This is a genomic window from Streptomyces sp. NPDC060035, assembly GCF_042736635.1.
In the GTDB taxonomy this organism is placed as follows: Bacteria; Actinomycetota; Actinomycetes; order Streptomycetales; family Streptomycetaceae; genus Streptomyces.
The window spans coordinates 133,370-147,824 of the sequence record NZ_JBHWVO010000009.1 but is presented as its reverse complement, the minus strand read 5'-3'; the positions used below and the strand labels follow the sequence as shown (position 1 = coordinate 147,824).

Annotated in this window: 9 protein-coding genes and 2 tRNA genes; 5 read left to right on the top strand and 6 right to left on the bottom strand. The window is 71.6% G+C overall.

What is annotated here, in order from left to right; all coding sequences use genetic code 11:
- Positions 1-18: 18 nt before the first annotated feature.
- The 4 genes from ACFWBQ_RS16830 to ACFWBQ_RS16815 form a co-directional block, all read right to left on the bottom strand.
- Positions 19-1,632, bottom strand: a complete 1,614-nt coding sequence (locus ACFWBQ_RS16830) for an ATP-binding protein (RefSeq protein WP_385488893.1) — start codon at positions 1,630-1,632, stop codon at positions 19-21.
- A 4-nt stretch (positions 1,633-1,636) separates the two neighbouring features.
- Positions 1,637-2,377, bottom strand: coding sequence for a response regulator transcription factor (locus tag ACFWBQ_RS16825; protein WP_385488891.1), 741 nt, complete (start codon positions 2,375-2,377; stop codon positions 1,637-1,639).
- A gap of 71 nt (positions 2,378-2,448) precedes the next feature.
- Positions 2,449-3,330, bottom strand: a complete 882-nt coding sequence (locus ACFWBQ_RS16820; RefSeq protein WP_385488888.1) for an amidohydrolase family protein — start codon at positions 3,328-3,330, stop codon at positions 2,449-2,451.
- A 36-nt stretch (positions 3,331-3,366) separates the two neighbouring features.
- Positions 3,367-4,251 carry a DUF2797 domain-containing protein gene (locus tag ACFWBQ_RS16815; protein ID WP_385488885.1) on the bottom strand — a complete coding sequence of 295 codons (885 nt, stop codon included), beginning with the start codon at positions 4,249-4,251 and terminating at the stop codon, positions 3,367-3,369.
- A 362-nt stretch (positions 4,252-4,613) separates the two neighbouring features.
- On the opposite strand from ACFWBQ_RS16815, the gene ACFWBQ_RS16810 reads away from it, so the two are divergent.
- The 3 genes from ACFWBQ_RS16810 (at position 4,614) to ACFWBQ_RS16800 (ending at position 8,292) form a co-directional block, all read left to right on the top strand.
- A complete protein-coding gene (locus ACFWBQ_RS16810) occupies positions 4,614-5,558 on the top strand; it encodes an RNA polymerase sigma-70 factor (protein ID WP_385488883.1) in 945 nt (314 codons plus the stop codon).
- Between the two features lie 93 nt (positions 5,559-5,651).
- Complete coding sequence (locus tag ACFWBQ_RS16805) at positions 5,652-6,848, top strand: NAD(P)/FAD-dependent oxidoreductase (protein WP_385488880.1); 1,197 nt, start codon at positions 5,652-5,654, stop codon at positions 6,846-6,848.
- Between the two features lie 1,021 nt (positions 6,849-7,869).
- Complete coding sequence (locus tag ACFWBQ_RS16800) at positions 7,870-8,292, top strand: tyrosine-type recombinase/integrase (RefSeq protein WP_385488877.1); 423 nt, start codon at positions 7,870-7,872, stop codon at positions 8,290-8,292.
- Positions 8,293-8,825: 533 nt separating this feature from the next.
- Here the strand turns inward: ACFWBQ_RS16800 and ACFWBQ_RS16795 are convergent.
- A tRNA-Arg gene (locus ACFWBQ_RS16795) sits at positions 8,826-8,898 on the bottom strand.
- A 205-nt stretch (positions 8,899-9,103) separates the two neighbouring features.
- Positions 9,104-9,194: transfer RNA gene (locus tag ACFWBQ_RS16790), tRNA-Ser, on the bottom strand.
- 294 nt (positions 9,195-9,488) lie between these two features.
- Here ACFWBQ_RS16790 and ACFWBQ_RS16785 point away from each other — a divergent pair.
- Positions 9,489-9,959, top strand: a complete 471-nt coding sequence (locus tag ACFWBQ_RS16785; RefSeq protein WP_385488874.1) for an SSI family serine proteinase inhibitor — start codon at positions 9,489-9,491, stop codon at positions 9,957-9,959.
- 321 nt (positions 9,960-10,280) lie between these two features.
- On the top strand, positions 10,281-14,381 hold the full coding sequence (locus ACFWBQ_RS16780; RefSeq protein ID WP_385488871.1) for a PAS domain-containing protein: 4,101 nt from the start codon (positions 10,281-10,283) through the stop codon (positions 14,379-14,381).
- Positions 14,382-14,455: the final 74 nt, after the last annotated feature.

The following is a 14,455-nucleotide window of genomic DNA, read 5'->3' as shown; positions in this document are numbered from 1 at the left end:
CATTCGCCAACCGCGCTGTCACACCCGTGTGGTGAGCCTGTGGTCCGGCTGTGAGTACCCTGCCGGGCCGCCCTCGTACACCGCGTCCGCCGGCAGGTGCACGGCGAAGACCGTGTTCCCCGGCACCGAGCGCACCTCGGCCTGCCCGCCGTGGGCGGCGACGACGGCCTGCACGATGGCGAGCCCCAGTCCCGTCGAGCCGGCGTTCCGGGAGCGCGAGGCATCGCCGCGCGCGAACCTTTCGAAGACGTGCGGCTGCAGTGCGGCCGGGATGCCGGGCCCGTTGTCCTGGACCTCCAGCGTCACCCAGGGCATGTCCCTGCGCGCTTCCCGCACACGGACGGTCACCGTGGTTCCCGGCGGGGTGTGCGTACGGGCGTTCGCCAGAAGGTTGACCAGCACCTGCTGGATCCTGGTCGGATCGGCGCGTACGGTCGCGGGCACCTCGGGCAGTTCAAGACGCCAGTGGTGCGTGGGCCCCGCCATGCCCCCGGAGGCCCGGCCCGCGTCCCCGTCCCCGGAAGTCCGGCCCGCGACGCCCGCGTCGCTCACCGCGTCGATGACGAGCGGCGACAGATCGGTGCTCTCGTACGAGAGCGGCCGGCCGGCGTCGAGCCGGGCCAGCAGCAGCAGGTCCTCCACCATGCCCGTCATCCGTTCCGCCTCGGACTCGATGCGTCCCAGGGCGTGCCGGGTGTCGGGACCGGCGTTCTCCCGGCCCCGCCGGGTGAGTTCGGCGTACCCGCGGATCGAGGCGAGCGGGGTCCGCAGCTCGTGGCTGGCGTCCGCGACGAACTGCCGTACCCGCATCTCGCTCTTCTGCCGCGCGTCCAGGGCCGAACCGACGTGTCCCAGCATCCGGTTGAGGGCCGAACCGACCTGGCCGACCTCGGTACGTGGATCGGCCTCGGCGTCCGGAACTCGTTCGAAAAGGGCGACCTCCCCACTGTGGAGGGGAAGTTCGGAGACCCGGGTCGCGGTGGCCGCCACCCGGCGCAGCGGGCGCAGGGCGACGCCGACCATCGCGGCGCCCGCGATTCCGGCGGCGATGAGCCCGGCCCCGGTGACGCAGACCTCGACGAGGATCAGGGTGCTGAGGGCTTTGCTCACCTCGGCGGTGGGAATGCCGACGAGGACGGTCGTACCGCCGCTCGTGACAGCCTCCACGCGATAGCCGCCGAGCCCGGGCAGCTCGACGTCGTGCGCCTTGCCGTCCGCGGGAACCCCGGCCGCCTCCAGGGCGTCGACCTGCGCATCGGTCAGCGGCTGAGCGCTCTCCTGCGTGTCGAACCCGCCAGGCTTCTTCGCGATCTGCGAATCGGTGACGGAACCGTCCACGGAGACGGCGCCGAACGTATAGAAGGGCTGGCCGCCCATGCCGACGAAGTCGAGCGGCTCCTTGCTCTTGAGTCCACCGGGAACGAGCCCGCCGCTGGAGGGCGGACGATCCTCGACCCGCATGACGATGTCGTGCAGCTGGCCGTTCAGCTTTCCGTACATGTAGCTGTGGAAGGCGATGGTGGTGACCGAGCCGATCACGGCGGCGACGACCGCGATGAGTGTCACCGCGTACACGACGAGCCGGGTGCGCAGGGTCCACGGCCGCCGCGCGCCCTTGCGGGTCCTGCTCACGGGGCTACTCACCGGGCTTGATCAGGTATCCCGCCCCGCGCCGGGTGTGGATCATCGGGGTACGCCCCGCGTCGATCTTCTTGCGCAGATACGAGATGTACAGCTCGACGACGTTCGCCTGGCCGCCGAAGTCGTAGTTCCACACCCGGTCCAGGATCTGCGCCTTGCTCAGCACCCGGCGCGGATTACGCATCAGGAAGCGCAGCAGCTCGAACTCGGTGGCCGTGAGATGGATCGAGTCCTCGCCCCGGCTCACCTCGTGGCTGTCCTCGTCCAGCACCAGATCCCCGACGACGAGCGTCGACTCGCTGCGGGCCGCGGTGGCCGTGCCCGAGCGGCGGATCAGCCCGCGCAGCCGGGCCACGACCTCCTCCAGGCTGAACGGCTTGGTGACGTAGTCGTCGCCGCCCGCCGTGAGCCCGGCGATCCGGTCCTCCACCGAGTCCCGCGCGGTCAGGAACAGCACCGGTACGTCGGAGTGGTCCCGCCGCAGCCGGCTGAGCACGGCGAGCCCGTCCATGTCGGGCAGCATCACATCGAGAACCACGGCGTCGGGGCGGAAGTCACGGGCCGTACGGACAGCGCCCGCGCCGTCCCCGGCGCTGCGCACGTCCCACCCCTCGTACCGCAGGGCCATGGAGAGCAGCTCGGCGAGCGGAGCCTCGTCGTCCACGACCAGTACCCGGACGGGATTGCGGTCCGGCCTGAGCAGTTCGGTACGCCCCTGGGGCGAGGTCGTCGTCATGGCTCAAGCCTGTGAGACGGCCGTGAGAGGGGCCTTTCCGCTACCTGTGAATTCCCTGAGAATGCCTCTTCTCAGGCGAACAAGGCGCTCGCGTTCCCGTGGCAGACGGCCCGCAGCCACGCATCGCCGAGCCCCAGCCGCTCCAGTGCGTGCAGTTGATGGACGTACGGATACGGAATGTTCGGGAAGTCCGTGCCCAGCAGGATCCGGTCCCCCAGATCCGCGAGCCGTCCGAGGTCCGCGCCGGGGAACGGCGTGAGTTCCTCGGTGAAGTCCGTGAACGCCATCGTCGTATCGAGCCGCACCTCGGGGTACGCCGCCGCCAGCGCCAGGAACTCCGCGTACTCCGGCATCCCCATGTGCGCCACCACCAGCCGCAGCCGCGGATGGCGGGACAGCAGCCGTCCGACCGGCTCGGGCCCCGTGTACGCACCGGGTGCCGGTCCGGACCCGCAGTGCATCACCACGGGGATCCCGGCCTCCGCCAACAGCCCCCAGACGGGCTCCAGCAGCGGATCGTTCGGGTCGTACGCGCCGACCTGGATGTGCGACTTGAAGACCCGGGCCCCCGACTCGACCGCCTTGCGCACATAGCCCTCCACGCCCTCCTCCGGGAAGAAGGTCGCCGTGTGCAGACAGTCCGGCGCCCTCCCCGCGAAGCCGGCCGCCCAGTCGTTCAGCCAGGCCGCCATCCCGGCCTTGTGCGGGTAGAGCATCGAGGTGAACCGCAGCACCCCGAACGAGCGCAGCAGCGCGAGCCGCTCCTCCTCGTCGTGCCGGTAGGTGATCGGCCACGCGAGACCGGTCAGCGGGCCGGCCGAGTCGAAATAGGCCCACACCTTGCGGAGCACCTGCTCCGGCATGAAGTGCGTATGGACGTCGATGATCCCGGGCAGTCCGAGCCGCTCCCAGAACCCCACGACATCATCACGGTCACTGTCACCGCTGCTCATCCGCCCCACCTTCCTCGTCCGTAGCTCGCGACGATCTCAGAACAGCCCGTCCTGCACCCCACCGACCCCCGCGGCGACGACCGGCACGCTCACCCCCGCCCGCGCGTCGGCGCCCACCAGTACCCAGCCGGTGATCAGCCGGGTGTCCAGCACGACCACGCCGTCCGCCGCGGTCGCCAGATGCAGATCGGGCCCGGCCGCCGCCACCAGCCGCCCGGCCACCACGCCGCCGTCCACCAGCCCGGTCACCACCCGGGCCGCCGCCCCCACCCCGTCGAGCCCGAACACCCCGGCGTGGTCGACGGCCTCGAACGGCAGCCGCTCCAGCGCCTCGGGCCACCCGCTCCCCCCCAGCGCGGCGGCACGCCCGTACAGCCCCTCGACCTCGGCGACCCGCTCCGCCACCGTCGGCAGTTCGCCCCGCACGGCACGCTTGCGTGCGTACGGGATCCGGTCGGGCACCCCGAGCACCGAGCGCAGCAGCTCCTCGGTCCGCCGCGCGGCCATCAGCGGCCCTCGCCCCAGCCAGCTGAACACCACGGCCCCCTGCTCCCGCAGGCGCGCCGCACCCCGGGCCTCCGCGGTGATCCCGACCTTGACCATCCCCGGCCCGAACCAGGCGAGATACACGCGATACGTCCGCGGGTCGTCGGCGATCGTGTCGGCCGCCACCGAGTGCGCCCGGTCCAGCCGCGCACACTCCGGACACCGCGCCCCCGTACTCCGCGCGGGCACCACGGCCACGAGGGGACACGGGTTGCCGCGCGCCCCGGCACAGTGCCGCTCGCCCTCGGCCCGGAAGCCGAGCTCCTTCCCGTACGCCAGAACACTCGCCCGGCCCCGGCCGGTCCCGTCACTGCGGCGCCACCCGAGCACAGGCCCGTCGTCGGGCCAGCTCAGCCCGGTGCACTGCCAGCCCATGCCGTCCACTCCCCGCTCATCGTCAGCTCAACGGCCCGGCGGGTCGGGTCGCACACCGAAGGCGGTCGCCTCCGCGGCGTACGCCAGGAAGGCCGCCGGACTCATTGTCGTCGACGGCCCGGGGCGGGCAGCCGGCTCATCGGACCGGGGGCGGTGGGACAGGTACGTCGGCCGCGGCGTCGGCATGGCGGCGGGCAGGTCCTGGATCATCTCGGAAACCCACCTCCTCCCGGTCGGTCGCCGACGGGGTCGAACATCAGCCTTGTGTACCGCAGTTGCCGCTACTCGGCAGTCGCCGCCACCCGCGAATGGGCCCCGCGGCCCAAGGGCCGTCGCGCGCCGCGAGAGCTAGGATCCGGGCCATGGCTCTGACCATGAACGACATGGACCGGTTCGAGGCCTCCATGCCCCGCCTGGAGGCCATCGCCTACCGTCTCCTCGGCTCCGCGAGCGATGCCGAGGACGCCGTGCAGGACACGTTCCTGCGCTGGCAGGCCGCCGACATCGACCGCATCGAGGTCCCCGAGGCCTGGCTGACGAAGGTCCTCACCAACCTGTGCCTCAACCAGCTCACCTCGGCCCGCGCCCGGCGCGAGACCTATGTGGGCCAATGGCTGCCCGAGCCGCTGCTCGCCGGGGACCCGATGCTCGGCCCCGCCGACACCGCCGAGCAGCGCGAATCGGTCTCGTACGCGGTCCTCGCCCTCATGGAGCGCCTCTCCCCCAACGAGCGGGCGGTGTACGTGTTGCGGGAGGCCTTCGGCTACCCGCACCGGGAGATCGCCGAGATCCTCGACCTCACCGAGGCTGCCTGCCAGCAGATCTTCCACCGCGCCAAGAAGCACGTCACGGAAGGCAAGGCCCGCACCGAGATCGACGAGGCCACCGCCCGGCGGATCGTCGAGGAGTTTCTCGCGGCCGCCACCAGCGGCCGGACCGAGCCGCTCGTGCGGCTGCTCACCGAGGACTCCGTCTCGATCGGCGACGGCGGCGGGAAGGTCCCGGCCCGCGCCAAGGCGTTCGAGGGCGCCCTCGCGGTCGCCAAGTTCATGCGGGGCCTGTTCAAACCCGGCAAGGCAAAGCGCGCCATCGTCGGCGGGTCACCCGGGATGTACGCCACGACCGCCAACGGCGCCCCCGCCATCGTGGCGGTCTTCGACGGCCGGGTCATCGGCGTCATGTGCCTGGAGGTCACCGCCGAGGGCATCGCCGCGTTCCGCAATCAGGTCAACCCCGACAAGCTCGAACGTGCGACCCAGCGGTGGGCGGCCACCGACCACGGGGAACCCCTGCTCAACGCCTTCTGACCGTGCTGTGACGTGCTTCACCTCGTGGTCCTGTCAGGAAACGGCGGGCTGCCCGGTTCAAGGGGCGAACCCGCGCGAGACAGGAGCCAGGAAATGCAGCACCGCATCATCGTCATCGGAGCCGGATATACCGGAGCCATCGCCGCCGGGCGCCTCGCCAAGCGGCTGCATCGCGAGGACGTCGCCATCACCCTCGTCAACGCCGAGTCCGACTTCGTCGAGCGCGTCCGGATGCACCAGCTGGCGGTCGGCCAGGACCTCGAGCCCCGGCCCTTCAGCGAGATGTTCGCGGGCACCGGCGTCGAACTGAAGCTCGCGAAGGTGACCGGCGTCGACGTCGACCGCGGGACCGTCGCCGTCATCGATGCGGACGGCGCCGAGGAGCTGACGTACGACAGCCTCGTGTACGCCCTCGGCAGCGGCTGGACCACCCAAGGCGTCCCCGGCACCGCCGAGCACGCCCACGAGATCGCCGGCCGTCCCGGAGCCCTCCGGTTGCGCGAGCGACTGGCCGGCCTGGACGCCGGACAGCCCGTGGTCGTCGTCGGCGGCGGCCTCACCGGCCTGGAGGCCGCGACCGAGATCGCCGAGGCCCGTCCGGACCTCGACGTCGCCCTCGCCGCCCGCGGCCGGCTCGGTGACTGGCTCTCGCCCAGAGGCCGCCGGCACCTGCGGAAGGTCTTCGACAGGCTCGGCATCACGGTGCACGAGCACACCGCCGTCGCCGGCGTGGAGGCCGACCGCATCGCCACCGCCGACGGCACGTCCGTCCCGGCCGCGGTCACCGTGTGGACCACCGGTTTCGTGGTCCACCCGATCGCGAAGGCCACCGCTCTGGAGGTCACCGGCACAGGCCAGATCGTGGTCGACGGGACCATGCGCTCGGTCTCGCACCCGGACGTGTACGCCATCGGCGACGCGGCCATGGTGATGGGCCCCGGCGACAAGCCGCTGCGGATGTCGTGCGCCTCGGGCACCCCCACCGCATGGCAGGCCGCCGACGCCATCGCGGCACGCCTGACGGGCGGGAAGCTCCCGAACGCGCCGCTCCGCTACTTCAACCAGTGCATCTCGCTCGGCCGCAAGGAAGGCTTGATCCAGTACGTCACCGCCGACGACCGCGCCGTCCGGGCGGCCCTGACCGGACGACTTGCCGCCGTCTACAAGGAGCTGGTCTGCAAAGGCGCGGCCTGGGGCGTCGCCAACCCGACGCTCGGGATGCCGACCCGGCGCCGCCGCGTCGTGCAGGAGCGAACCGGGGCGGGTTCGGCCGTCAGGACGTCTGCCTGACCCGGTCGGGCTCCGGCGTGCCGTGGACGGCAACTCGGGGTCCGGCCCGAACAGGCGGGTGAAGTCGCATCGGCCGGCCGCTCCGGCCACGGGACCCCAGGCACTCGCGAAGGGGCACCGCGGATTCCGGCTCGCCGCGTCGAACCGGGCACTCACCCTGGCCGCCTGGTCTCCACTCGCTTTGTTCCCCGGCCCGTCACACACCGCCGTCAACGCACAAGCCAGAGGCCCGTGGAGTACTCCACGGGCCTCTGGTCTGCTGTGCACGCGGTCAGCGACGGCGCTACCGGCCGCTTCACGGTCCCTGAGGGACATCGCTGGACGAGGACGGTTGACGTGGTTGCGGTACTTCACTGCTGTACCGCGCGCTCGTGCTGTCCCGGCGCTTCCTCAGCTGTCGGTATACGTCGAAGCTCGCGATCAACAACATGGCTCCGGCGCCCAGCGCCCACAACACGGAGCTTCCCGAGCTGTACAGCCGCAGTCCCTGAACCAAGAGATAGACCGAGGTGATCACACCTACGTAGGGCATTGCCTTGTCCAGCAAGCCGCCGTCTCTCAGCGGATTATTCATGATCGCCCCTAACGAGACCGGCGCTGTACGGCGCGAGTGGTGTGGACTCCCAGTGATCCCCGAGGTCCCGACGCGACGACGAGTCACTGTACTGACCTGCACCTCGGTGGTCGACTGCCTTCTGTTCCCCCGGCTTCCCGGTGCTTCCCGTCCTGCCGGGCACGCACCGGGCACGGGGTCACGGCCTGGCGTCGGCCCGTGCGGGGAAGGCAGCCGGGTCACAGTGGGGCCTGTCGCGCAGGAGGTTCGACGGTACCTCTGGGCCTGGACTGTCGATGAGCTGACGGAACGCGCCCGTGCGACCCCATTGGCAACCTGTCTGACGCTTCGGCCGTGCGCCGACCGTCACACATATGACGTCACCTCTGGAAGGCTCGTGCGCGGAATGTGAACGCTTACACCCCGTCAAAGACGTGTACTGCCTGGGCGACGGCACCTATCGGTGCGATGAGTGCTACGAGCGGCTGGAACTGGACCACCTCATCGGTGAGCGGCAACCACGCGACGGGCGGCGTGACCAGTAGCAGCTCGCCGTCCGGAAGGGCGGCGGTACGGGTGCACGACCTGCGCCACACCGGTGCATCTCTGCTACTGGCGCGCGGAGTCGACGCGCGCACGATCACGGAGACACTCGGCCACGGCACCCTCACGACGACGCCGGACACCTGCGCGCACGTGAGGGGTGCGACGCTGCGGGCCACTGCGGACGGCACGGACGACGCGCTGGGATCCGACGACTCCGAGACCGGATCGGCGGAGCAGAGCCCGTCCGGTCGATCATGTGCCCCGGCTGCATCCACCGCGCCCTGGACCGTCTGGAGCAGCCACTCCCAGGTGCCGTCAGCCGGTCACAGCCGGTGCCGCTCCTGAACCGCCTCGCAGGCTCCCAACCGCCGGTCCGTCAAACAGCCGGCCAAGAGTCGACGTCGCAATATTTTTGTCAGTGAGGGGGACATCGGCGACACCCAGGTTGTTGGCGAGGACCGGTCCCGGGGTGTCGGCCACAGCTCGGGGGGCTCCGGACAGAGCGAGAGCCGCCCCGGCGAGAGCGACAGCGGCGAGTACGCGATTGGTCTTGTTCATGCCCTGATCAACGATCACGGGCGTTGTCCGTCACGACTGCCCTGGGCATTCGCCCGAGTGGCCGACCCCATGCCGGCAAAGCCCTTCGCTGTCCCCGGCCGTCCCGAGTCGGCCAACGGCGGGCGTTGCCGGCGAACCGGAGGAGAAGGCCTCGGATGACCAGCGATGGACAGCCGGTCCAGTCTCCCGAAACATGATCGCCCGGACAGGGCCTGGGCGGGACCGGGCTCCGACGCCTGAGTACCGTTTCCGGACGCGGTGATGTCACCCGCTGACGTCAAAGGCCCCCTGGATGATGTCCAGGGGGCCTTTGAGCTGTGTGCACTCGGCAGGATTCGAACCTGCAACCTTCTGATCCGTAGTCAGATGCTCTATCCGTTAAGCTACGAGTGCTTGGCGTCCCGGGCTTTTCTGCCTGGTCGGCGTTGCGGGAACAACATTACATGACCTGCGCCGTCACGCGAAATCCATTAGCCATACCGCTTCTGACCTGCGAAAACACCGTCCTGGAGCAGGTCTGCGGCACACCCGCCGGACACCCCCGGGGCCGACAGACGACCGAAGCCCCGCACCAGGGGTGCGGGGCTTCGGGATCTTGCGGAGGCGGAGGGATTTGAACCCTCGATGGGCTTTAAGACCCAAACCGCATTAGCAGTGCGGCGCCATAGACCGGACTAGGCGACGCCTCCAGCACACTTCGCGCAAGCGCAAACGGTGCGTGCAGATGATGACACAGACGAGCGCGCTGTCACCAACCGCCGCCCACCGTACTAGGCAGGCGGGCGGCGAGGCAAAGCGCCCTGCAGCGTGGTGTCCCGATCGGCCCCCCACGAGTTGCGCAACGTACGGACTCACGGAGCGTTAGAGAAGGCGAGGGCTCCGCCCTCTGTCCGCCACCGCCCCCTGCCCGGCACGCACCCACCCGGCGCGCACCGGAGCAGCCCGGCGCGCCCCCGGGTGCGCCAGAACAACAGGAGCCCCGCATGCTGCGCCGCCTCACGCTCACCGCCATCGCATCCTTCGCCGCACTGTCCGCCGCCGCTCCCGCCGCGACGGCCGTCACCCCTCTCCTTCCGCTGCCTCCGCTTCCCGTGCTCCAGGGGGGCTGGGCGGGCGTGCCGGACACGGAGACCCGGCTCACGGTGACGGTCTCGGGGTCGGGCAATCCGACGGCCGACGGAACGTTCGAGCTGGAGTGCGATCCGGCGGGCGGTACCCACCCCACCGCTCAGCGAGCCTGTGACCTGCTCGCAGAGGCTGCGAGGTCGGGCGACGACCCCTTCGTGCCGACGGACCGGAACGCCATGTGTACGCAGCAGTCAGGCGGGCCCGCCGCCGCCCAGGTCCGGGGGACCTGGCAGGGGAAGCCCGTCGACGCGCAGTTCAGCCAGGCCAACGGCTGCGAGATCTCGCGCTGGAACAACCTCATGCCGGTGCTCCCGTCCGCCAGGTAGCCGCGGAACTGCCTCGGGCCCGCTTCCCGGGTGTCTGTCCCGGCCCGGCAGAAGCCGGGCCCGGACAGGCTCTGCGGGGCGTGTGCGGGGCCTCCTGCCGGGGGTGGCGCGTGCGTCGTCGCACGTCACAGGGGGCGCCCGCAGCCACGTCATGGACCACCGGCGTACACCGTGTACACAGAACCTTGGTGAGAGCTCCCCCTCATCCGCCGCCCCATGTGCCCTCGGTGCCTTTAGACTCCTTTCGTGACAGCCTGAGGCCCGAGGGGCAGGATGGGGCCCGCTGTCGGCAAGGTGCGGTATTCAGGGAGGAAGCGTCTCGTGAGCAGCAGGCCATCCCGAGGCGCTGCTCGCCTCGCAGCCATACTCGACGCCCTCCCGGACGGGCTCCTGCTCGTCAACTGCAACGGCACGGTCGTCAACGCCAACACCATCGCCCTCGAAATGTTCGAGACCCCGGGCACCGCGCTCGTGGGGCGCGGACTGCTCGATCTGCTTCCGGAGTTCGACTCCAGGCTGATCCCGGGGTCGATGCGCAGGCCGGAGTCTGCGGACGAGCAGGGCAGGACCAAGCCGACGCGGATGACCGCGCGCCGGACCGACGGCACCGAGTACCCGGCCGAGGTCACCAGCGCGAGCCTCGACAGCGGCCAGGCCGGATACAACGACATCCACTCCAACTTCACCGGCGACGAGCTGCTCATGCTCGTCGTACGGGATCTTTCGGGCACCGTCGACACCGAGGCCGAGCTGGCCCGTTCGCAGCGCCAGACCGAGATGATCCTGCGGGCCGCCTCCGAGGGCGTCGTCGGTACGGACACGGACGGCCGGGTCGTCCTCGTCAACCCCGCCGCCGCCCAGATCCTCGGCTTCCGCGCCAGCGACCTCGGTGGCAAGGAACTCCACCCGCTGATCCTGCACTCGCGCGCGGAGGGCGACCCCTTCCCGTACGAGGACTCACCGCTCGCCGACACGCTCAAGTCCGGTCGCAAGCACCGCGTGCGCGGCCAGGTCCTCTGGTCCAAGAGCGGCGCACAGGTGCCGGTCGACCTCACGACCGCACCCGTACGCGACGGGGACCAGCTGGTCGGTGCGGTGATGACCTTCACCGACCGCAGGCCCTACGAGGAGCTGACGGAACAGCACACGGACGAGGTCACCGGGCTGACCGAACGGCACGCCGCCGAGGTCGCCGAGCTCACCGAGAGCAACCGCGCCCAGGTCGCCGGCCTGACCGAGCGCCACGCGGCCGAGCTGGCCGACCGGACCGAGCGCTACGCCTCCGAGCTGGAGGAGCAGGCCGATCAGCTCGCCGAGCTGGGCGAGCGGCACACCCAGCTGACCGCGGTGCTCGGCGAATCCCTGCGTGGTCCGCTGGAGGAGCTGCGCGGCGAACTGTCGATGCTCGCCGCGGACCCGGCGGGCCAGCTCTGGCCCGAGGCCAACCAGATCCTGCACCACCTCGCCGCGGGCTACGCCCGGATGACGACGCTCGTCGACAACGTACTGAGCTACCAGCGACTGGACGGCGGCGCGGAAGCGCTCGTCAAGCAGACGGTGCTGCTCGACTCGGTGGTGACGGCCGGTATCGACGGTGCGGTCGAGCTGATCGGCCCCGGCCGCGCGCAGTTCGCGGTGCACGCGCCGCCGATCGAGGCCGAGGTCGACCCGGGCCGGCTGATCACGGCGCTCGCCCACCTCGTCGCGGACGTGGCGGGTGTCGACTCGACCGGAAAGGCCCGGCTGGTTCCGGGTGGCGGCTACGTCGACTCGACGGTGGTCGTGGCCGCCGCGCAGCGCGGTGACGTCGTACGGATCGAGGTGCGCGGGCCGTTCGCCGGAGGAGACCCGGTGCACGTGCCGATCGTGCGCGGGATCGTACGGGCCCACGGCGGTGTGCTCCAGACGCACGAGATGCCCGGAATGAGCGGTAGTGCATACGTCCTGGAGGTGCCGCTCGGCGCGGGCTCCGGGACGCTTCCGCCCCCGCCGGTGCCGGTGCCCGAGGAGACCCTGCCTGCTGCCCCCCAGCCTGCGGCCGACGGTACAGGGAGCAGCAGGCGCAGGGCGAGGAGGGCTTCGACGGACGCCTTCCTGGAAAGCCCCGTGGACGGGACGGCCGAGGCCGGGGACACCGTGGCGGGCGAGCCGACGGGGCGGCGCAGGGCACGTCGTGAACCGGCTTCGCCGCAGGAGCAGCAGGAGCAGCAGGAAAAGGAAACGATCGCACCTCAGCAGAGCGGGGGCTCCGGGCGCAGGCGCGGACGGCCCAGCCCGGCGGAGGCGGCAGCGGCAGCTCAGGCGGACCGGCCCCGGGCGGCGCTGGCTCTCCCGGCATCCTCCCCTGCCTCGGGTGCTTCCTCGGCTCCCTCCGAGGGTTCCGTGGTGACGGCGGCCGAGGGTGCGCAGGGCGGGGGCGGTCGGCCGCAGCGCGGACAGACCGTGCCCCCGCAGGGTGTGCCGCAGGAGGCCCAGGGCCGGACGCCGCGTCCGGGCGGCGGGAACCAGCGCGCTCTTCCGGCCCTCGCGTCGTCCGACGCCGGACCTCAGCAGGCACAGCAGGCACAGCAGGCGCAGCAGACACAGCAGACACCGCAGGGGCAGCAGGGGCAGCAGGGGCAGCAGACCGGTGGGCGACGGGCCCGACGGGCCCTTTCGGCGGCGCCGGAGCACTCCGCTCCGGCCGAGGCCGCGCAGCCGCGTACCGCGTTCGCGCTGCCTCCCGCCGACGCGGACCGGGTCCCGCCCGTCGTGCCGGGCGGGGCAGCCGAACCGTCCGCCACCTCCGGCCCGTTGCCGGAGCGCCACGACGCCGTACGGACGACGCCGGACGCGGACCACACGCCGCCGCAGGCGCATCCCGCGCCGTCGGGTCGCCGCAGGGCGCGCTCCGCCGACGTAGCGGAGCAGCCGGGCCGGGCGGACCGGTCCGTCCCCGGGCAGCCTCTGCCCGCCGTCCCCCCGCAGCCCGACTGGGCGCAGTCCGGCACCTCGGGGCAGGGCCGTACCGCGCTGAATGTGCACGACGACGCCGCTGGCATCCCTGCTCAGGCCTCCGACGAGTCCTGGGTGGGTCCCGGCAGCACCACACACACCACGGGCACCATCGCTGCTCCGCCCGGGGCCGGGATTCCGCCCGGGCCCGGGGTTGCAGCCCCGTCCGTACCGGCGCCGCGTCCGGCAGTCGCAGACGCGGATGCCCCCGCACCGGACACGCACGGCCCCGCAGACGCGCATGTCCCCGTACCGGACGCACGACGCCAGCCGCTGCCCGCCGAGGCGCCGACGCCTGCGTCCGCATCATCGGACTCGACGCAGGGCCGCGCGTTCAGCGTGCGGACGCTGGGCCAGGGTGTGCCGTTCGCGCAGCACCTCGCGCACCAGCAGAACCAGACGCTCGGCGGTGCCGGGCGCCGTCGTAAACTCACCGCCCCTCCTGAGGCCGAGCGCCCGGTTCAACCCGCACCGCCGCAGCCCGTCCCGTCACCTGTCGCCCCCGCTCGGCCCGGCAGCGCGGCACAGGGCACCACTCAGGGCTCCGGCTCGGGTCAGCTGCTGTCCGCTCCGGCGGCCGAGGGGCGCGCGTACGCCATAGGTGCTCCCGACGAGGGCGCCGAAGGACCGGAGCCGCTGGACGGACCCGGCGGGGCAGTCGAGGTGGCCAACCGGCCGCAGCCGCTCCACGTCGACAACGAGCTGCCCCCGGAGCCGCTGGACAACCCGCGGCGGCTGCTCGTCTGGCCCGCCCCGGACATCTCCACCCAGCAGGCTCTCAGCGACCGCGGCTACCGTCCGGTGATCGTGCACTCCCGCGAGGAGGTGGACGCCCAGATCGCGGCGTTCCCGGCCGCGCTGTTCGTCGACCCGCTGACCGGTCCGATCACACGTACCGCTCTGCAGTCGCTGCGCCAGGCGGCCGTGGCCGCAGAGGTTCCGGTGCTGGTGACGGCCGGTCTGGGGCAGGCGACCAGGGAGGCCGCGTACGGTGCCGACCCCGCCGTACTCCTCAAGGCTCTCGCCCCGCGCGACAGTGACCAGCATCCGCCGCGGGTGCTGGTGATCGAGGAGCACGAGGAGATCGCACTGGCGCTCACGGAGACGCTGGAGCGCCGGGGCATGCAGGTCGCACGGGCGTCGGGTGACAGCGAGGCGGTCGAGCTCGCCACGCGGATGCGGCCGAACCTGGTGGTGATGGACCTGATGCAGGTACGCCGCCGGCGCGCCGGGATCATCGACTGGCTGCGCGCGAACGGCCAGCTGAACCGCACGCCGCTGGTCGTCTACACCTCGGCCGGCATGGACGAGGCGGACCTGCCACGGCTCGGTTCGGGCGAGACGGTTCTCTTCCTGGCCGAACGCTCCACGAGCGATGAGGTGCAGTCCCGCATCGTGGATCTGCTGGCGAAGATAGGGACCAACTGACGGTCGGCCACACCGGAGGCCGACGCCGGGCTCCGGACGCATACGACGAGGGCGGTACGGGAAGACCCGTACCG